A 16968-nucleotide genomic window follows, 5' to 3' on the forward strand; every position below is an offset into this window, starting at 1 on the left:
CGAATGACACTGAAGAGACGACTTGAGCAGTTCGCTGCTGATGAGCGCGGCGCCACAGCTATCGAGTACGGGCTGATTGCAGGCCTTATTGCCGTCGCCATTGTCGGCGGACTGACCGTGCTCGGAACCTCGACCGGGGATTCCCTTCAGAACACGGCTGACCAGTTCCCGAGCTAGAGCGCCCGGCGTTCGTCAGGCACCCTCATTGCTGCGGCCTGCCTGCCGGCGCACGGCATCGGCAAGGCTGGCCGTCGCGCTGCCCGGTTTCAATGGCTTTGGCTGGCTTGGTGCAGGTGACCAGCCTGACAGATAGATGATTTCAAACGTCGCCCGGACACGGCCGTCCGGATCGCTGAATTTCTGCGCATAAAGCTCTGCAGCCCGCATCAGCACGCGCCGGGGCAGGGGCTGGCCCATGCCGGGTGCAAAGGCGGCGCGCTCGCCCATGCCCTTCAGGTCAGCCAGCAGGCCGAACAGGGAATCATAGCGCACCGTCACGCTGTCCCGGTCCACCACCGGCAGGGCAAAGCCTGCCCGCTGCATCAGTGCCGCCATGTCCGACAGCGCCGGCAGCGGTGACAGGCGGGGCGACAGGCCGCCCATGATCTCCGTTTCCGCCTCCACCAGGCAGGTGCGCAATTCGCCCAGTGTGCCAGCGCCAGGCAGCGCGCCGACAAACAGGCCGTCCGGTTCGAGGACCCTGCGCACCTGCACCAGCGTGCCGGGCAGGTCATTGACCCAGTGCAGCGACAGGGCTGACACGACAAGGTCGAAACTGGCGGGCGCATAGGGAAGGGCCTCTTCGTCGACGGGTTCAGCGTTGAGGCCACGGGCTGCTGCCTGCGCCACCATGCCAGGCGAGGCATCGGTCAAAAGCATGTCCCTCACCTTACTGCTGCCCTCCAGCATCCCTGTAACCCCTCCGTCATGCCCGCCCAGCTCAAGACCCGACCGGAACGTGCGTGTCGTGTCGTCCAGACGGTCGACAAGGTCTCTCGACACACGGGCCTTGAGGAAGGCAAACTCCTGGAAATGCTGTGCCGCCCGGTCGCGGCGGCGGACCACCAGGTCGCGGTTGAACAGGCGAGGCGGGGCTTTGGGATCGGCAGGAGGGGTCATGCAGGGCGATATGGACCGGCATCAGGCCCGCGCAAAGGGCTTTCTGCGGGACATGGCAGACAGGTTATGGCCGCCCCGTTCGCCTGTATCGGGCCAGAGTGGCATCGCAAAAAAGGCCACTTGCACCTGAAGAATTCGGCCAGATCCACATTCTCACCGGGGCCGTATGCGCGGCCCTGTATCGACCGCCCGCCGCGACGGGCTTGGCACACTGGCCAGCCGGATGCTGCAGTCGGGTCGCAGGCTGGTCGATGAAGCGGACCTGATCGTGCCCGTGCCCCTGCATTGCGCCCGGCGCGTGCGGCGCGGATCCGGCCAGTCCGGCTGGCTGGCGCAGGACATTTCCCGCCTGTCCGGCACGCCTGTCATGGTCGATTCGATAAAGCGTACGCGGCGTACATCCACGCAGGGCAGCCTGTCGGCCCGTGCCCGCCCCCGCGACGTCGCGGGCGCATTTACCATCACCAGACGCGCCGCAACGCGGATTTCAGGCCGCCGCGTCCTGCTTGTCGACGATGTGTTAACCACCGGCGCAACAGTCTCTGCCCGTACACGCGCCCTGAAACAGGCCGGTGCGGCAAATGTGGATGTGCTTGTGCTCGCGCGCGTTGTTCGAGAGACGGATGTTACCATATAAGCTAGGGAACTCATTGCTTTAAGGAGCCTGCCTCAATGCCCAAGGTCACAATCTATACACGCGCATTCTGCCCGTATTGCAGCCGCGCGCTTGCCCTTTTGAAGGGCAAGAAGGTCGACCTGACGGAAATCAACGCCGGAATGGATGCCGCCAAGAAGGCCGAGATGATCGAACGGTCCAATGGTGGGCGCACATTCCCGCAAATCTTCATCGGCGATACGCATATTGGCGGCTGTGACGAGATGATGGCCCTGGATCGCTCTGGCGAGCTCGACGCGCTACTGGCGGCCTGAGGCGCGGTCCATGATCCGTTATGCGCTCATCTGCGGTGACTGCGAACACGCTTTCGAGGCCTGGTTTGCCTCCTCTTCGGCGTTTGACACACAGGCAGACAAGCGCCTTGTAACATGCCCTGACTGCACTGGCGCCAATGTGTCCAAGCAGATCATGGCGCCCTCCGTGAAATCGCCACGGAAGGCGGCCGACCGGGCGACCACGGAGCGGCTGGCAGAGGAATTTGCCGCCAAAGCCCGCGATCATATCGCGAAGAATTTTGACTATGTCGGTGATGACTTTGCCAGCGAGGCGCGCGCCATGTTCTATGGCGAAACCGCTGACCGCCCGATCTGGGGGGCGACCACGCCCGAAGAATCGGCTGCACTGGCAGAAGAGGGGGTGCCGGCAGCGCCCCTGCCGAGGGCTTTCACGCCAAAACCCCCGAAACAGGCGAGATCGAAACGCAAGCTCAATTGAACGGCCCCGCGCGCTTTGCCGCGCTTGACCCGTGCGGTGCCTTCGCTAATACGACCTGCAGATACGAGTCACGGAGAGGCCTCATGGCGACCAGCGAATATCATCACGGCGAAATGGACATTCAGGCACAGCAATCGACGTGGGACGGTTTCATCACCGGCAGCGTCTGGGGAGGCCTGATGATTATCCTTTCGGTCGGTTATGCCGTGCTGGCTGTGGCCATCGGCATGAACTGGATGGTGTCGCTTGGCCTGATGGCGATTGTCGGTTTCGGTGCGGGCCTCTTCCTCAACCTCGGCGCCCGCTGGATGGCAACCATGGTCCTGCTCATCCTGCTCGCGCTCCTGGTGCAGGGCTTCATCTGGCTGTTCAGCGTCCTCCTCTAGGACACTCAGCGAACTAGCAAACGTTCCGGCAATCAGGACACCGCGCCAGCGCCGGGTCGGCTTCCAGGATTTGCATTGGAATCGGACCGTGGCATTGCGTACACACGCCGAACCGGCCGTGTTCCATACGTGCCAGCGCCGCTTCGATCCGCGCCAGCAGGCGGTTGCGCTCCAGCAGGTCATGCCGCCGTGTGCTGACGACATCCGCCTGCGTCAGGAGAAGGCAGTCCGGAGCTGAAGGAGCAATATCCGTCTTCATGACAATATGCTGCGTCGGCTTTAAGGGCTTGGCAAGGCGTTCCGGGCGAAGAACCAGGTTCTTTATCGGGAATCGCTACGCAATGCCCGATTTCAGTTGCCGAGGAGGCTTCCATGAGCATGCCGCCCCTTGTCATGACACACGCGACGAAGCGCTTTGGCGGTTTCACCGCCGTCAGCGACCTGTCGCTCACTGTCCCCGAAGGCGCGATTATCGGTTTCCTCGGGCCCAACGGTGCCGGCAAATCGACCAGCCTGCGCATGGCGCTTGGCGTGATGCAGCCCGACACTGGCAGCGTCAGCCTGTTCGGCAAGTCGCCTGACATCGCCACTCTGAAACGCGTCGGCTTCCTGCCGGAAGAGCGCGGGCTCTACAAGAAGATGACCACGCGCGCGACGATCGAACATTTCGCCCGCCTCAAAGGCCTGTCTGCCCGCGACGCCCGCGCGCGCGCCAGCGAACTGCTCGACATGTCCGGCCTCGGCGAGTTCAGAACCACACGCATCTCCAAATTGTCCAAGGGCATGGCGCAAAAGGTCCAGATCCTGTCGACACTGGCCCATCGCCCGGAATTCCTGATCCTTGACGAGCCTTTCTCCGGCCTCGACCCGGTCAACCAGCAGGTTCTCGAAGACCTGATCCGCGCCGAGCATGATCGCGGCGCGACGATCCTGTTCTCCACCCATGTCATGGAACATGCCGAACGCCTGTGTGACCGCATCATCATGATGGCGCGTGGGCGAAAGGTCTTTGACGGCACGCTGGACGACGCGTTCGCCTCGCTCGGCCGCGGAGCGCGCATTGCCGTGGCTGAAGGCTTTGACCTTGCCGCCGCACTGGCATCTGGGGGCTTCGAAGCGCACCGCGCACCTGAAAACGGCCCCGGCGATGCCTGGCGCATCAGCCTGCCGCGCGGCACAGGCGCGCAGGACGCGCTGCGGGCTGCGATTGATGCAGGGGCGCCGATTGTCGGCTTCGCGCCTGAGGAGGCCCGCCTGCGCGATGTCTTCGTGTCGCTGGTCGGCGAGGCCGATGCCGCCGCCCTGCGGGAATCCGAAACGGGGGAGGCGGCCTGATGCGCAATGTCTATCTTATCTTTCGCCGCGACTATCTCGGATACGTCAAGGCCTGGGGCTTCTGGCTCAGCCTCGCCGCCGTGCCGCTCTTCATGCTCATCGGCGGGACATTCGCCATCTTTGCGGCCAAGTCATCGCCGGTGCGCTATTATGCCGTGGTCGAACCGGCCGGCATCTATGCCTCGGCCATCGAGGCTGAGTTCGCCCAGGATGATGAGGCCACCAGCCAGCAGGCGCGCGATCTCGCCGCCTCAATGGATCTGCCGCCCGAACACCAGGCAGCGCTTGAATCCGGCAATGCCGTGTCCCAGCGCAAATTCATTCTCGTGCCCGCGCCTGCCGTTTCCATCGACGCGCTACGCCCCTACCTGATGGGCGAACGCCTCGTCTCCGGCCCGCTCGGTGACAAGCCGCTCTTCGCCGTCTTCATTCCGTCTGCCGATGGTACAAGCCTCGAATACTGGAGCGACGACGTCAATGTCGGCGCGCTGCGGGCCGTGGCCGCCAATGCCATGCGCCGCCTTGCGCGCCAGGACGCGCTCAGCGAGGCAGGTCTCGGCGCGGATTTCCTGGCCAAGGTCGATGCCGGGGCCCTGCAGGTTCCCGCCTACCGTATCCGCACTGTCGTCGACCAGGTAACCACCGGATCGGAAGTCACCATGGCAGACCGGGCGCCCGTCTATGTCGCGGGCGGCCTTGCCTATTTCCTCTGGCTCATGATCTTCTCGATCATCCAGTACCTGCTGATGGGCACCATTGAGGAACGCTCGAACAAGATTTTCGACACGCTGCTCACATCCGTCAGGTTGCCGGAACTGCTCGCAGGCAAGCTGCTCGCTGTGTTCGCCGTCACCTCCACGATGATGCTCTCATGGGGCCTCTTCGCCTTCGGCGCGTCCCTGTTCGCCACCAGCCAGATCCCTGGCGGCGCGAGCCTGCTCTCGCCCTTCCTCGCCGCCTTCGCCAATCCGGCCATAATCCTGCCAGGCCTGATCAGCTTCCTCCTCGGCTATGTCATGTACGGCATGATCTTCATGGCGCTGGGCTCGCTCTGCGACACGATCCAGGAAGCGCAAACCCTGCTCAGCCCGATGATGATCCTGCTCATGCTGCCCATGTTCGCCATCTTCATCGCCTTCCAGGACCCCGGCTCCCCGATTGTCGACATCGCCTCCTGGATCCCGGTCTTCACGCCCTTCCTGCTGATCCTGCGCATGCCGCACAATCCGCCGCTCTGGGAGGTCATCGCCCAGATGGGCATCATGGCCCTCACCGCCCTCGCCATTCTCTGGTTCGCCACCAAGATCTACCGTGCAGGCGCCGTCCACGGCGCCGGCATCGGCGACCTCGGCGGCGTCTTCAAACGCATGCTCGGCCGCAAGGGCTGAGCACCAGGGGGGGCGTGCCCCGCGTGGCCAGAGCTAGACCACCCGAAAGAACCGCAGCGGCTTTGTTGCCTCGCGCCGGATTACGCCTTTGGCTTCCTGGTCCAGCTGGGCCGCCTTCATCCACCACCCGGCTTTTTCGCCATTCGGGAACAGGTCCTGCGGCAGAAGGGGCAACAGCCGCTGCTTGGCTTCAGCGGCCGTCAGGCCCGGTGACTGTGCCGGCAGTACCTGCAGCAGTGCGTCCTTCATGGCGCTGAACTTCGCTCTGTCGACTCTCCGGACCTGTCCTGGCGACGTGAAGTTCTCAATCTCGATCCTGTCATCTGTCCGTGTCACTGGAGGGGGCTCCTGCCGAGAGCTGACTTTGGCGCTTTGAATCCCATGGCGGCCCACGCCGCCATCAGCTTCCACATGAAGCTTAGTGTGTGCCTGTGCGGGCTTGGTATGTCGTCATTGAACGGGCGGTCGCCCGTCATTGTGCGTTGCTCGATGGAGGGACGCTCAGCGGGATCGAGCCGGTTGGCATAGACAGACAGCCAGTGACCTGAGTCGAACTCAAGAAACATAGCCGCGTTGCAGCATGTCGCCACGACGCGCCGCGTCTTGCTATCGCCAGTCAGGCGATGCTCGCGCAGAATTGCATCGCCTCTGGTGCACCGGACGCGATCCTTTCGCTGTATGACGAAGTGTGTTGCGCCATCATCCTCCGTCATCGGAGGCGCGTTCATGCGGTCGCCCAGGACCTCGGCCGCCTCGCGGCAGCTATCGCAATAACAGCCGACCGTCATGATGGGGGCACCGATCAGTTCCAGCGCGGCGCTTCCGCACACGCAGGTTGCAACGACTGTCCGATGACCTGTGCCTGCCATTCCGCTTTCCTTTCGCACTTGATGTATTCCATGCCCGGAGATATATCACTTAAACGATATATGCTGTAAAGGTGATATATGCTGGACACAACATTCGCAGCCCTTGCCGATCCGACACGTCGGAGCATTCTGGGACTGCTGGCCGAACGCGAACGATCCGTCGGCGAAGTGGTGGACCAGTTCGCCATTGCGCAATCGGCCATCTCACGCCATCTGAGCGTGCTGGAGAGTGCCCGTCTGATCGCGCGCCGCCGCGAGGGGCAGCGCCGCATTTGCACACTGCGCCCTGAAGCACTCTCCGAAGTCGATGACTGGATCCAGCTTTATCGTGAGCAGTGGCAACAGGCCCTGTCCCGGCTGGACCGCACCGTCGCGAGAAAGCCGCAACCATGAGCGGGCCAGTCGCAGGCATGCCAAAGGCAGACCGGCAGTCGGTTGAGCAATTTATAGATGCTGCGCCGGAAGACGTGTTCTCAGCCTGGATCAGGCCGGATATGCTGGAAAAATGGTGGGGGCCTGATGGCTTTAAGACCCGCGTGCTCGAAATCAACGCCGTCGAGGGCGGGCGGTTCGTCTTCGAGATGACCGCCCCCGACGGATCAAGCTGCAACATGACCGGTCGTTACAGGACGATCAACCCGCCCGGCCTTCTGGTGTTTGAGGTAATCGATCACTGCAATATCGGCCTGCCGGACCATGTGCAGCCGCAATTGCTGCCGTCGCGCGTTACCGTGAGGATCACGCCATATGGCACGGCCGCGCGCGTGAGCGTGACTCACGCCCTGCTGGGACCAGGCTATGAATGGCTGGCCCTGACCAGCTGGACGAGCGTCCTCGCCCGGCTGGAAGCCAGCTGCGGACCGCGCGGCTGATCATCACCCGCCAAAGAAAAAGCCCCGCCAGATCGCTCTGGCGGGGCTTTTTTCAAGTCGCGAGACGCAAACGCCTACACGATGCCTTCGCGCTGGGCGCGTTTACGGGCCAGTTTGCGCGCACGACGCACGGCTTCGGCGCGCTGGCGGGCCTTTTTCTCGGATGGCTTTTCGAAAGCCTGACGGGCTTTCATTTCGCGGAAGAGGCCTTCGCGCTGCATCTTTTTCTTCAGTGCGCGCAGGGCCTGCTCGACATTGTTATCGCGGACGACGATCTGTACGATGGGTCTTCTCCATTGGGTTGGGGGCGTCGCCCCGACGAATTTGTGCGGCTTTGTCAGCCATGAAGGGGCGCCTATATCACGCAAGAAGCAATTTGGCCAAGCCCCTTAAATGATGCAAAGATGTATTATGACACATACGCCGACCGATGTCTTGCGTTCCAGGTGGCTGGACGCGCTCTTGCCCCACATCGCCTTTGATGGCTGGACCGATGCCGCCGCAGCGCTCGCGGCGCGCGAGGCCGGGCTCAGCGCGGGTGAGCAGGCCCTCGCCGCCCCTCACGGCGTGATCGACCTGATCGAGGCCTTTTTTGCCGCCGCAGAGGCCGAAGCAGCCGCTGCGCTCGCCGCGCAGGACCTTTCGGCCCTCCGGGTGCCGGACAAGGTCAAACGCGGCGTGCTGGCCTGGCTGGCGGCGCTGGAGCCGAATCGCGAGGCGGTCCGGCGTGCAGCGGCCCGCGGCTTCCTGCCCTGGGGCGCAGGGCCGGCTGTCCAGCGCACCTGGTCGGTTGCCGACATGGTGTGGACAGCCGCAGGCGACACTGCGACCGATTACAACCGCTATTCCAAGCGTGGCCTGCTCGCCGCCACGATTCCCGGCATCGTCATGTACTGGCTGGATGGGCCCACCCCGGATGATCTCGACGCCTATATTTCCCGGCGGCTGCGGCAGGCCTCCGGCGCAGGCAGAACGGCCGGAAAAGTGGTGTCGCCCGTGCTCGATGCGCTCAAGGCAGTCCGGCGCGGCGCAAAACCGTCCGAACGCGGACAGGGGCAATGATTTGAAGGGGGAAGGTGTCGGGCGAAAGTTGATCAAGCGCCCCAGGGGGCTGGGGGGGCTGATGGGTCCGGGGTGCTTGGTATACACCTCCGCCCGACACCTAGAAGATGGCGGGCGCCGGTGTTCCACGCAAGGCCAAAAAGCGGCAATTTCGCCCCATTTCAATTACAATGCGTTTAGGCGACTACAGATTTGCCCACTCGCTCCACACGCGAACAAAAAAGGATGACATGAGCGATACATTTTCGCGCAAGATCGCGCCGGATCCGAAGGTGGCTTTCCAGAAAGCCGAGATGCAGCCGATCCTCGATGTCTATGGCCGGCTCGTGGTGGCGGGCGAAGCGCGCGACTATGCCATCGGCATGGAGCGGGATGTCGCCATCTTCGCCATCTTCCGGCGCCATGCGGAAAACCCGACCTGGCGTATCGAAAAGGAACCGGCGCTCGCCAACCGCCAGGGCCAGTATGCCGTGTATGGGTCGGCGGGCCAGATCCTGCGCCGGGGCCGCGAACTCAAACAGGTTCTGCGCGTTTTCGACACCCGTCGTTTCACAGTAATTAAATAGACCCGCTCAATTCACGCCAATTGGTTAACCCCCTGTTAACCAAAAAATTCTTGCGCGCTGTTCTGGAACATATTAGGAACAAGAGAACAGAACGGAGCAGGAACATGGGTATTGCAGTCAGCTTTCGGGGACGGTCAGGCAAGGCCTGGGAATTCAATCGCATGGCGCCGGACGGGCCATGGGCACGCTGCCCCGGCGTGGCTATCTTCGCCGCCCCGGATGCCTATGGATGGCGCCTCATCCGGGTGATTGAACTGACGGGACGCCCGCACGACCTCCAGCCCATCTGGGCCCTGGCAGAGGCCGAGCGTTACGGCGCGAACGCCGTCTTCCTCGCCCACGAATTCGACGGCGCGGCGCGCAAGCTGATGGTGAACGATATTGAAGAAGGCTTCAGCACTGTCTGCTTCACCGACCATTCCCGCCGGATCGCGGCTTAAACCCTAATCACCTTTGCCTGGCCGGTTCAGGGCGGCCTGTGCATCGGCTGTCTCGGCCAGTCGGGTCAGCTCGATAAACTCGGCGCGATAGCCGAACTCATCCTTGCCCTTGGCGCCCGCCCCCAGCGTTCGGATTGCCTCCCAGCCGAAACCGGTGCCAAGGGCCTCTCCCCCCTTCAGCATTTCGCCAAAGCCTGCGACGGCCGTGGCAAAGCGTGCCCATTCAGGTGCCTCGTCCACGCTGGCGACACGGTCCTTTTCGGTCAGGGGATAGGTCAGCAGTTTCGACGTGTCGGCGCCCGGCGCCTTGTAGCGCAGCTTCACGAAGGCATATTCGCCCTGCGTGCTGCCGGCTTTGGCCGCCTCGCCATAGCGCAGCGGATCGATCTGCGCCGCGTCCGAACCGGTCGGTGTGACCTCATAGATCGCTGTCACGCTGGTGCCTGCGCCAATGTCGCCGGCATCCACCTTGTCATTGTTGAAGTCGGCGCGCTCCAGCATCCGCGTCTCGTAGCCGATCAGGCGGTATTCGGCGATGCGGGCCGGATTGAATTCGACCTGGATCTTCACGTCATCCGCAATCGGGAAAATATTGCCCGACAGGTCATCGGCCAGCACTTTTCGCGCCTCGCTCAGCGTGTCGATATAGGCCGCTGTGCCATTCCCGGTCTGGGCAATCTTCTGCATCATCGCATCATTGTAATTGCCGCGTCCAAAACCCAGCACGGACAGGTAGATGCCGGTTTCCCGCTTGCGCGAGACGAAATCCTCCAGCTGTTCCGGGTCGGAAATGCCGACATTGAAATCGCCATCGGTCAGCAGCATCACGCGATTGACCGCGTCTTTCTTCAGTTCCTGTTCGGCCAGGGCATAGGCCAGGCGAAGGCCCTCACCGCCGGCCGTCGACCCGCCGGCCTGCAGGTCTTCCAGCGCGGCCACGATCTTGCGCTTGTCGCTCACCGGCGTCGGCGCCAGGATTTCCCCTGCCGCGCCCGCGTAAACAACGATTGCCACCGTATCGGTCGGCGCCATCTCTTCCAGCATCAGCCTGATCGCCTGTTTGGCCAGCGGCAGCTTGTCCTCGGAAAACATGGACCCTGACACATCCACCAGCAGCGTCAGGTTGATCGGCGGGCGAGCCTCGCGATCAATGTCGCGCCCCTGAATGCCGATCTGGATGAGGTCGCGCCCCGCATTGAAGGGCGACGGCATCATGGTCACCTGCGTTGCAAACGGGTCGCTGCCCGCCTCCGGCTGTGGATAGGCATAGTCGAAATAATTGATCAGTTCCTCGATCCGCACGGCATCCTTTGGCGGCAGGCTGCCGCTCTTCAGGAACCGGCGCACGTTCGCATAGGCGGCCGTGTCGACATCAATCGAGAAGGTCGAGACCGGCTCTTCACTGGTCAGCCTGACCGGGTTGGCGTCGACATCCTCGTATTCGTCCCGGAATTCCGGTTCGGGCTGAACCTGCTGTATCGGCATGCTGCGCACCATGGGCCCGCCCGCAGCGCGCCCTGTCACGATGACACTGCTCATCTCGGCTGCAGGCGCGGGGGGCGGCGGTGGCGGCGCTGGCGGTGCAGCAGGCGTCTCTGCCACGACGTTTCCGTCTGCCGCGCCACTGTCTGTTGTACATCCAGCCAGCAGGGCTGTTGCGGCCACGCTGGCCAGTATCAATCCGCGAAGTCTCATGGTCGTCCCTCCATCATGCGTCCTTGCCGTCAGAATGGCGCAGCGGAGGTGGCGGGAATAGGGCAGACTTCGGATTGTTTGGAGATTTCTTCAGATTATTCCGACCGGTCAACCTGCGCGCCATACCAGTCCTCGACATCCTGTTGGAGAATATCGAGCGGTCGTGGCCCCCCTGCCAGGATGACTTCGTGAAAGGCTGCCCGGTCGAATTTCGGGCCAAGCACGCGCTCGGCCCGTTCGCGCAGGTCGAGGATACGCTGGCGCCCGACCCAATAGGCCGCTGCCTGTCCGGGCCAGACGGTATAGCGGTCAACCTCCTGCGTCATGGACGTTGCCGGCTGGCCGGTGACCTGCGTCATGTAGTCCACCGCCTGCTGGCGGCTCCACCGCATGCGGTGTATCCCGGTATCGGCCACCAGCCGCGCTGCACGGAACAGCATGGATTGCAGATAGCCGATCCGCCCCAGCGGATCATCCTCATACAGACCCATGTCATCCGCCAGCGTCTCGGCGTACACGCCCCAGCCTTCGCCATAGGCCACATTCCAGATCATCTGCCGGGCCAGCGGCAGGTTCGCCCGCTCGGCGGCGACAGCGCTTTCCAGGTGATGGCCGGGCACGGTCTCATGGTAGACTAGCGTCGCGAGCGCAAAGTCCGGCCAGTCAGCCATATTGGCCAGGTTGATCTCGAACAGGCCGGGCGCAGACCCGTTGGCGGGCGCGGCGCTGTAGAAGGCCGCCGGCGATGCGCTCTCCAGGAAATCGGGCACATCCCGGATTGCCACCCGTGTTTTCGGCAGGGACGGGATCTCGCCGGCAAGATCGGCTTCCGCTTTCGTTTCCAGCTGGCGCAGGCGGTCCAGCAGGGCGGCGCGGCCCTCGTCGCTGTCCTCGTAGATTTGCTCCGGCATCGCCGCCAGGGCCTGCAGGCGCTCGGCGACGGTGCCCTCGACAAAGCCAGCCTCTGTCAGTGCGGCATTCAGCTCATCGGTCAGCGCCACGACTTCGCGCTGGCCCAGCGCGTGCAGCTCGACCGCTTTGATGCCATCATGGGTAAAGGCGATGAGCGCGGCATCGTAATAGGCGTTGCCGCCGGGTAGTTGCCACACGCCCGGATCGGACGGCGCCCTTGCAGACAGGGCAATCAGGTCGTCGGCAAAACGGGCATAGGCGGGCAGGATGCCGGTCTCGACCAGTTGCCGTGCCCGCGCCGCCAGTTTTGTGCGTTCATCCTCGGTCAGGTCTTCCGGGCCGCCCAGCAGGCTGTCGAGCGTGACCACAAGGATATGATCCTCCGCTTCTCCGGCGCCCATTTCCGTGGCCAGAACGGCCATGCGCCGCAGGACGAAGTCCGGGGGAATGACACCGGATGCAGCGTCCGCATTCAGCCTGCGGCGTTCATCATCAATTGCGTCCGGCAGCGCGCTCAGGCGCAGAACGTAATTGCGCGCATCCTGCGCTGTCAGCACGGGGTGCGAGCGCGTCATCAGCTCCGGCACGTCGATATAGGCGCCGCGCATATGGTCGGCGACATAGGGATAGGCCACGCCCAGCCCGGTCTGGCCATGCCCGCCCACGAACAGGCTCTCGGCGGTCTCGTAAGCCTTGATCAGGGTTTCCAGATGGCGCGCCTGCGCGCTGCCCCGTGCCGGCTTGGGCGCCTCAGCCAGTGCCTGCAGCATTTCCAGCCGCGTGACGCGGACCCGCTCATAGGCCGCCTGCGACCTGTCGGTCAGGTAGCGGTTGAATTCATATCCCACGGCCTTTTCGGTCAGGCCCAGCCGCGTCGCCATTTCCGGATCGCGGGCCAGTTCCGTCTGCGCCAGCGTGGTCATCAGCTGGTCCACCTGGCGGGCGATCCGGCGCGGCGTTCCGGCATCATCCACGGACGGCGAACAGGCGGTCACCCACAGGGCCAGAGACAGGCCCGAAAGCCCGGCTTTCACCCACGAATCGGATCGGATCAGCGCTTTGACGAACATGACTTTTTTTTTACCTTGTCTTCGCTGTAGTTCATGCTGGTTCGGGTGTTGTGGCCAGCCTCTATTTCCGGTAACGCTCCGCGCAACAATTCAGGAGCTCCCACGTGAACACCACACAGCAAACTGGTGGCCAGTCGCCGCTGACAGGCCAGGTCCTCTTTTATCAGCAGCCCCAGCCCTTGTCGCCGGAAGATCATGGCGGCCTCGGCGTCAAGCAGATTCCGGAACCTTTCGGCTTCCTGCGCCAGGCGCACGCCGTGCCCGTCACGGTGACCGAATTCGGTCTCGCGGCCTCGTCCTACCCGATCATTTTCGTCGGCAATGACCGCACGCCCGTCGCCGTCATGGGTGTCCGCCAGGGCCAGAACCTGTTCGTCGACGAGCAGGGCCGCGTCGGCGAGGACCATTATGTACCGGCTTTCGTGCGCCGCTATCCGTTCGTGTTCGCGGCCGACGACGCCTCCGACCGCCTTGTCCTGTGTGTAGACCGCGCTGCGCCCATGGTCTCGAACCAGCCGGAAGTGCCCTTCTTCGAAAATGGCCAGCCGTCCAAGTTCACCAACGATGCCATCGAATTCTGCAAGGAATTCGAACGCCAGCGCCGCGCCACGGCTGATTTCGTCAAGATGCTGGTGGAACTCGACCTGATGGAACAGAAAACCGTCGCCTTCCAGCCGCGCGACAATCAGGGCAACCCGGTCGGCGACCAGCAGAAGATTGCCGACTATTACGCCATTTCCGAAGAGCGCCTGAACGCCCTTCCGGAGGCCAAGTATCTTGAGCTGCGCAACAATGGCGCCGTCGGGGCCTGCTATGCCCACCTCGTCTCGCTGCTCAACTGGCCGAAAGTCATCCAGCGCGCGGTTCGCCTCTCGCCGCCGGCACCGCTGAACGCCTGATCCGTTCAGATGAACAGTTTAAAGGGCGGCTCCTCGCGGGGCCGCCCTTTTTCCTTGTGGTGCAGGCCGCTCGCAGCGCGTTCACGAATGAGCGAGGTACTTCATTCCTGCGCCATTCGCAGGCATATGGTCGGCTGTCCCGATGAAAGCCTCCTGATGATCCGTCTTATTGCCAGCCTATTTATGACCGTTTTGCTCGGCGCGCTTGCGCCTGCCGCTGCTGCGCCTGTCGATGGCGGCCATGCCCGCGTCGAGCTGATTGCCGAGCGCAGCGCCGTCATGCCGGGCGAGACCATCATGGCCGCCCTGAAAATGGACATGGACCCGGGCTGGCATGTCTATTGGCGCAATGCCGGCGATGCCGGCCTGCCGCCGCAGCTCATCCATCGCGGCACCAGCACCATACCTGGCGGCGCCATTGGCGACTTCATCTGGCCCATCCCGCACCTCCTGCCCGTGGTCGAGGGTGAGATCATGGACTATGGCTACAGCGACCAGGTTATCCTGCCATTCCGGCTGATGATTCCGGCTGACGCCTCCGGCCAGCTCCGGCTGGATGTCCTGGCTGACTACCTGATCTGCGAAGACATCTGCATTCCCGAATCCGCCGAGGTCTCCCTCACGCTCGATGTCGGCGAACCGGTACCAAACCCAATGCACGGCACGATGATTTCCGACTGGATCGCCAGGGCGCCCACCGCCTTTGCAGGCGAAGCCCGCCTCGACACATCGGCCACGCCCTGGAAACTCAGCCTGCGCGCACCAGGCCTCACCCGCGATGCTGCGCTGCGCTTCTTCCCCTTCGCCCACGAAATCAGCCACCCGGCCGATCAGCCCGCCAGTTTCGGCGCGGATGGCGCAACCCTCTCCCTCGCACCGGCCAGCCCCGGCATGCCCGACGGCCCGCTTGAAGGCGTGCTTGTCGTCGAACAGCCCGGCGGCACACGCACAGGCTACGAACTGTCCGCCGCCCAGGGCGCGGTTTTCGACAATACAGCTGGCCTCGCTGCCAGCCGCTCCGGCGTATCCGGGGCAGGGAGCGGCGCCGCAGGCCTGCTGACGCTCGCCTTCTTCGCGCTGCTCGGCGGCCTCATCCTCAACCTCATGCCATGCGTCCTGCCTGTCCTCTCGATCAAGGCCATGGGCATGGTCTCGGCTGCCGCCAGCGGCCATGCCAGCCAACTGCGCAGCCACGGCCTCTGGTACACGGGCGGCGTGCTCGTCTCCTTCGCTGTCCTCGCGGGCGCCATCATCGCGGTGCGCGCAGCAACCGGTTCGGCCACGCTGGGATTCCAGCTCCAGAATGCGCCGACCGTCGCCATTCTCGCCCTCATCATGTTCGCCATCGGTCTTTGGCTGATGGGCCTGTTCGAACTCGGCACATCGATCCAGAACACCGGCAGTGGCCTTGCCAGCCGCCAGGGCGCCGCCGGAGCGTTCTTCACGGGCGTGCTGGCCGCTGTCGTTGGTGCGCCCTGCGTCGGGCCCTTCCTCGGCGCGGCGCTGGGCGCGGTGATGGGCCAGTCCGCCGCTGCCATACTGGTCGTCTTCCTCGCCATGGGTCTCGGCCTCGCGCTGCCTTTCCTCCTGCTCAGCTTCGTGCCCGGCCTGCAGCGCCTCCTGCCGCGGCCCGGCAAGTGGATGGAAACCCTGAAACAGGTCTTCGCCTTCCCGATGTTCCTGACCGCTGCCTGGCTGCTCTCGGTGCTCGGCGCGCTCGCTGGCCATGGCGCGGTCGCCTGGACGGTCGCGGGCGCCACCGCCATTACCTTCGCCATCTGGCTCACGCGCCACCGCACCGACCTGCCTGCGCGCGCCATCGCCGCCGCCGTCTTCGTCGCCGGCTTTGCCTATCCGGCCGTGCGCGCAGCCGCGCCCGGTGCCATGGACGGCACACCTACGGCCTATGCGGCCCGGTTCGACACCGAAGCCTGGAGCCCGGAACGTGTTGCAGAACTCACCGCTGAAGGCCGCCCGGTCTTTGTCGATTTCACCGCCACATGGTGCGCCACCTGCCAGCTCAACAAGCTCACCACGCTGAAGACAAATGCCGTGCAAGAGGCCTTTGCCGACGCCAAGGTTGCCTTCCTCGTCGCTGACTTCACGCACAAGGACCCGGTCATCGCCGCAGAACTGAAACTGCGCGATCGGGCCGGTGTGCCCATGTATCTCTGGTATCCGGCGGGTTCGGCCGAGCCGGACATCCTGCCGGAAATCCTGTCTAAAGATCTTGTGATTGGACTTCTCGACCCGCGTTGAGCCAGACTGCCATCGGAGGGGAAACCGCAATAAAGGAGACTGTTCATGTTCAGCCGCCGCAATGTTTCTCTCGCCGCCGGCATGGCCGCCGCTGTTGCCCTGACAGCCGGCGCCTTGATAGCCTCGACCGCCGATGCCAGTCCGCTTGTCACGCCCGGTGATGCAGCGCCCGGCTTCACGGCCACCGACACGAATGGCGAGCCGGTCTCGCTGGCAGATTTTTCCGGCAGGACAATCGTTCTTGAATGGACCAATGACGGCTGCCCCTTCGTCCAGAAGCATTATGCGACGCCGCCGGCCAACATGCAGACGCTGCAGGCCGATGCCGTCGCCGATGATGTCGTCTGGCTCTCAGTCATCTCCTCGGCCCCCGGCAAACAGGGCCATGTCACCGGCGATGAGGCGAACGCCCTGACCGCCATGCGCGATGCCATGCCGCGCCATGTCCTGCTCGATACAGGCGGAGACGTCGGCCGCCTCTATGGTGCCAAGACCACGCCGCACATGTACGTTATCGGCCCCGATGGCACGCTCGCCTATGAAGGCGCCATCGACAGCAAGGCATCTGCCCGCGTCGACGATATTGCCGACGCCACCAATTACGTCCGCGCCGCGCTCGACAGCCTCGCCGCCGGAGAGCCTGTCGCGGTTGCCAGGTCCAAGCCCTATGGCTGCTCTGTGAAATACTGACAGTCTCCCCCGCGTC

At 63.8% G+C, this 16968-nt stretch carries 22 protein-coding genes; 15 read left to right on the plus strand and 7 right to left on the minus strand.

The window, feature by feature from the left end; genetic code table 11:
* Window positions 1-3: 3 nt before the first annotated feature.
* On the plus strand, window positions 4-177 hold the full coding sequence (locus tag ACQ66M_RS09715; protein WP_350174078.1) for a Flp family type IVb pilin: 174 nt from the start codon (window positions 4-6) through the stop codon (window positions 175-177).
* A 15-nt stretch (window positions 178-192) separates the two neighbouring features.
* Here the strand turns inward: ACQ66M_RS09715 and ACQ66M_RS09720 are convergent, their stop codons facing one another.
* The gene (locus ACQ66M_RS09720) at window positions 193-1119 is read right to left on the minus strand and encodes a methyltransferase domain-containing protein (RefSeq protein WP_430403507.1); all 927 of its coding nucleotides are present in this window, start codon (window positions 1117-1119) and stop codon (window positions 193-195) included.
* Window positions 1120-1285: 166 nt separating this feature from the next.
* Between ACQ66M_RS09720 and ACQ66M_RS09725 the strand changes: the two genes are divergently transcribed.
* From ACQ66M_RS09725 to ACQ66M_RS09740, 4 genes are all read left to right on the plus strand, one after another.
* A complete protein-coding gene (locus ACQ66M_RS09725; protein ID WP_430403509.1) occupies window positions 1286-1756 on the plus strand; it encodes a ComF family protein in 471 nt (156 codons plus the stop codon).
* A 35-nt stretch (window positions 1757-1791) separates the two neighbouring features.
* Window positions 1792-2049 carry a glutaredoxin 3 gene (gene grxC / locus ACQ66M_RS09730; RefSeq protein ID WP_350174084.1) on the plus strand — a complete coding sequence of 86 codons (258 nt, stop codon included), beginning with the start codon at window positions 1792-1794 and terminating at the stop codon, window positions 2047-2049.
* Window positions 2050-2059: 10 nt separating this feature from the next.
* Entirely contained in the window at window positions 2060-2509 is a 450-nt protein-coding gene (locus ACQ66M_RS09735) for a DUF1178 family protein (RefSeq protein WP_350174086.1), read from the plus strand.
* Between the two features lie 83 nt (window positions 2510-2592).
* Window positions 2593-2895, plus strand: coding sequence for an aa3-type cytochrome c oxidase subunit IV (locus tag ACQ66M_RS09740; protein WP_350174088.1), 303 nt, complete (start codon window positions 2593-2595; stop codon window positions 2893-2895).
* A gap of 13 nt (window positions 2896-2908) precedes the next feature.
* Here ACQ66M_RS09740 and ACQ66M_RS09745 read toward each other — a convergent pair whose 3' ends face one another.
* Window positions 2909-3154: a TraR/DksA family transcriptional regulator gene (locus tag ACQ66M_RS09745; RefSeq protein ID WP_350174090.1), complete on the minus strand. Its 246-nt coding sequence runs from the start codon at window positions 3152-3154 to the stop codon at window positions 2909-2911.
* A gap of 113 nt (window positions 3155-3267) precedes the next feature.
* Here ACQ66M_RS09745 and ACQ66M_RS09750 point away from each other — a divergent pair, with 113 nt between their 5' ends.
* Together ACQ66M_RS09750 and ACQ66M_RS09755 are read left to right on the plus strand one after the other, a co-directional pair.
* Complete coding sequence (locus ACQ66M_RS09750) at window positions 3268-4230, plus strand: ABC transporter ATP-binding protein (protein WP_350174092.1); 963 nt, start codon at window positions 3268-3270, stop codon at window positions 4228-4230.
* The gene (locus ACQ66M_RS09755) at window positions 4230-5618 is read left to right on the plus strand and encodes an ABC transporter permease (protein WP_430403511.1); all 1389 of its coding nucleotides are present in this window, start codon (window positions 4230-4232) and stop codon (window positions 5616-5618) included. The genes ACQ66M_RS09750 and ACQ66M_RS09755 overlap by 1 nt, the downstream gene beginning before the upstream one ends.
* Before the next feature lie 33 nt (window positions 5619-5651).
* On the opposite strand, the gene ACQ66M_RS09760 is transcribed toward ACQ66M_RS09755, so the two are convergent.
* Together ACQ66M_RS09760 and ACQ66M_RS09765 are read right to left on the minus strand one after the other, a co-directional pair.
* A complete protein-coding gene (locus ACQ66M_RS09760) occupies window positions 5652-5954 on the minus strand; it encodes a DUF6958 family protein (protein WP_430403513.1) in 303 nt (100 codons plus the stop codon).
* Window positions 5951-6487 (minus strand): GFA family protein, encoded by a 537-nt coding sequence (locus ACQ66M_RS09765; protein ID WP_430403515.1) that lies wholly within the window; start codon window positions 6485-6487, stop codon window positions 5951-5953. Before ACQ66M_RS09765 ends, ACQ66M_RS09760 begins: the two co-directional genes overlap by 4 nt.
* 78 nt (window positions 6488-6565) lie before the next feature.
* Here ACQ66M_RS09765 and ACQ66M_RS09770 point away from each other — a divergent pair, with 78 nt between their 5' ends.
* Window positions 6566-6880 carry an ArsR/SmtB family transcription factor gene (locus tag ACQ66M_RS09770; protein ID WP_430403517.1) on the plus strand — a complete coding sequence of 105 codons (315 nt, stop codon included), beginning with the start codon at window positions 6566-6568 and terminating at the stop codon, window positions 6878-6880.
* On the plus strand, window positions 6877-7359 hold the full coding sequence (locus ACQ66M_RS09775) for an SRPBCC family protein (RefSeq protein WP_430403519.1): 483 nt from the start codon (window positions 6877-6879) through the stop codon (window positions 7357-7359). Before ACQ66M_RS09770 ends, ACQ66M_RS09775 begins: the two co-directional genes overlap by 4 nt.
* Window positions 7360-7433: 74 nt before the next feature.
* On the opposite strand, the gene rpsU is transcribed toward ACQ66M_RS09775, so the two are convergent.
* The gene (gene rpsU / locus ACQ66M_RS09780) at window positions 7434-7700 is read right to left on the minus strand and encodes a 30S ribosomal protein S21 (RefSeq protein ID WP_350174148.1); all 267 of its coding nucleotides are present in this window, start codon (window positions 7698-7700) and stop codon (window positions 7434-7436) included.
* Window positions 7701-7770: 70 nt separating this feature from the next.
* Here rpsU and ACQ66M_RS09785 point away from each other — a divergent pair, with 70 nt between their 5' ends.
* The 3 genes from ACQ66M_RS09785 (at window position 7771) to ACQ66M_RS09795 (ending at window position 9427) form a co-directional block, all read left to right on the plus strand.
* Window positions 7771-8421 (plus strand): COQ9 family protein, encoded by a 651-nt coding sequence (locus tag ACQ66M_RS09785; RefSeq protein WP_430403521.1) that lies wholly within the window; start codon window positions 7771-7773, stop codon window positions 8419-8421.
* 230 nt (window positions 8422-8651) lie between these two features.
* On the plus strand, window positions 8652-8987 hold the full coding sequence (locus tag ACQ66M_RS09790) for a DUF2794 domain-containing protein (protein WP_350174100.1): 336 nt from the start codon (window positions 8652-8654) through the stop codon (window positions 8985-8987).
* Between the two features lie 104 nt (window positions 8988-9091).
* Window positions 9092-9427 (plus strand): hypothetical protein, encoded by a 336-nt coding sequence (locus ACQ66M_RS09795; RefSeq protein WP_045694662.1) that lies wholly within the window; start codon window positions 9092-9094, stop codon window positions 9425-9427.
* A gap of 3 nt (window positions 9428-9430) precedes the next feature.
* Here the strand turns inward: ACQ66M_RS09795 and ACQ66M_RS09800 are convergent, their stop codons facing one another.
* Together ACQ66M_RS09800 and ACQ66M_RS09805 are read right to left on the minus strand one after the other, a co-directional pair.
* A complete protein-coding gene (locus tag ACQ66M_RS09800) occupies window positions 9431-11122 on the minus strand; it encodes a vWA domain-containing protein (protein WP_430403523.1) in 1692 nt (563 codons plus the stop codon).
* A 95-nt stretch (window positions 11123-11217) separates the two neighbouring features.
* Window positions 11218-13104, minus strand: coding sequence for a DUF885 domain-containing protein (locus tag ACQ66M_RS09805; protein ID WP_430403525.1), 1887 nt, complete (start codon window positions 13102-13104; stop codon window positions 11218-11220).
* A 104-nt stretch (window positions 13105-13208) separates the two neighbouring features.
* Here ACQ66M_RS09805 and ACQ66M_RS09810 point away from each other — a divergent pair, with 104 nt between their 5' ends.
* The 3 genes from ACQ66M_RS09810 to ACQ66M_RS09820 all read left to right on the plus strand — a co-directional run bounded on the left by ACQ66M_RS09810 (window position 13209) and on the right by ACQ66M_RS09820 (window position 16952).
* A complete protein-coding gene (locus ACQ66M_RS09810; RefSeq protein ID WP_350174106.1) occupies window positions 13209-14003 on the plus strand; it encodes a SapC family protein in 795 nt (264 codons plus the stop codon).
* A gap of 87 nt (window positions 14004-14090) precedes the next feature.
* Window positions 14091-16262 (plus strand): protein-disulfide reductase DsbD family protein, encoded by a 2172-nt coding sequence (locus ACQ66M_RS09815; protein WP_430403527.1) that lies wholly within the window; start codon window positions 14091-14093, stop codon window positions 16260-16262.
* A 45-nt stretch (window positions 16263-16307) separates the two neighbouring features.
* Window positions 16308-16952 (plus strand): redoxin domain-containing protein, encoded by a 645-nt coding sequence (locus tag ACQ66M_RS09820; RefSeq protein WP_350174110.1) that lies wholly within the window; start codon window positions 16308-16310, stop codon window positions 16950-16952.
* Window positions 16953-16968 lie beyond the last annotated feature (16 nt).

Origin of the sequence: Hyphomonas sp. (assembly GCF_965284475.1) — a bacterium.
Classification (GTDB): Bacteria; Pseudomonadota; Alphaproteobacteria; order Caulobacterales; family Hyphomonadaceae; genus Hyphomonas.

Excerpts from the sequence above, each read along its gene's own strand:
- ACQ66M_RS09715 (WP_350174078.1), top strand. The coding sequence starts at position 4 with ATGACACTGAAGAGACGACTTGAGCAGTTCGCTGCTGATGAGCGCGGC.
- ACQ66M_RS09720 (WP_430403507.1), bottom strand. The coding sequence starts at position 1,119 with ATGACCCCTCCTGCCGATCCCAAAGCCCCGCCTCGCCTGTTCAACCGC.
- ACQ66M_RS09725 (WP_430403509.1), top strand. The coding sequence starts at position 1,286 with ATGCGCGGCCCTGTATCGACCGCCCGCCGCGACGGGCTTGGCACACTG.
- grxC (WP_350174084.1), top strand. The coding sequence starts at position 1,792 with ATGCCCAAGGTCACAATCTATACACGCGCATTCTGCCCGTATTGCAGC.
- ACQ66M_RS09735 (WP_350174086.1), top strand. The coding sequence starts at position 2,060 with ATGATCCGTTATGCGCTCATCTGCGGTGACTGCGAACACGCTTTCGAG.
- ACQ66M_RS09740 (WP_350174088.1), top strand. The coding sequence starts at position 2,593 with ATGGCGACCAGCGAATATCATCACGGCGAAATGGACATTCAGGCACAG.
- ACQ66M_RS09745 (WP_350174090.1), bottom strand. The coding sequence starts at position 3,154 with ATGAAGACGGATATTGCTCCTTCAGCTCCGGACTGCCTTCTCCTGACG.
- ACQ66M_RS09750 (WP_350174092.1), top strand. The coding sequence starts at position 3,268 with ATGAGCATGCCGCCCCTTGTCATGACACACGCGACGAAGCGCTTTGGC.
- ACQ66M_RS09755 (WP_430403511.1), top strand. The coding sequence starts at position 4,230 with ATGCGCAATGTCTATCTTATCTTTCGCCGCGACTATCTCGGATACGTC.
- ACQ66M_RS09765 (WP_430403515.1), bottom strand. The coding sequence starts at position 6,487 with ATGGCAGGCACAGGTCATCGGACAGTCGTTGCAACCTGCGTGTGCGGA.
- ACQ66M_RS09770 (WP_430403517.1), top strand. The coding sequence starts at position 6,566 with ATGCTGGACACAACATTCGCAGCCCTTGCCGATCCGACACGTCGGAGC.
- ACQ66M_RS09775 (WP_430403519.1), top strand. The coding sequence starts at position 6,877 with ATGAGCGGGCCAGTCGCAGGCATGCCAAAGGCAGACCGGCAGTCGGTT.
- ACQ66M_RS09785 (WP_430403521.1), top strand. The coding sequence starts at position 7,771 with ATGACACATACGCCGACCGATGTCTTGCGTTCCAGGTGGCTGGACGCG.
- ACQ66M_RS09790 (WP_350174100.1), top strand. The coding sequence starts at position 8,652 with ATGAGCGATACATTTTCGCGCAAGATCGCGCCGGATCCGAAGGTGGCT.
- ACQ66M_RS09795 (WP_045694662.1), top strand. The coding sequence starts at position 9,092 with ATGGGTATTGCAGTCAGCTTTCGGGGACGGTCAGGCAAGGCCTGGGAA.
- ACQ66M_RS09800 (WP_430403523.1), bottom strand. The coding sequence starts at position 11,122 with ATGAGACTTCGCGGATTGATACTGGCCAGCGTGGCCGCAACAGCCCTG.
- ACQ66M_RS09805 (WP_430403525.1), bottom strand. The coding sequence starts at position 13,104 with ATGTTCGTCAAAGCGCTGATCCGATCCGATTCGTGGGTGAAAGCCGGG.
- ACQ66M_RS09815 (WP_430403527.1), top strand. The coding sequence starts at position 14,091 with ATGAGCGAGGTACTTCATTCCTGCGCCATTCGCAGGCATATGGTCGGC.
- ACQ66M_RS09820 (WP_350174110.1), top strand. The coding sequence starts at position 16,308 with ATGTTCAGCCGCCGCAATGTTTCTCTCGCCGCCGGCATGGCCGCCGCT.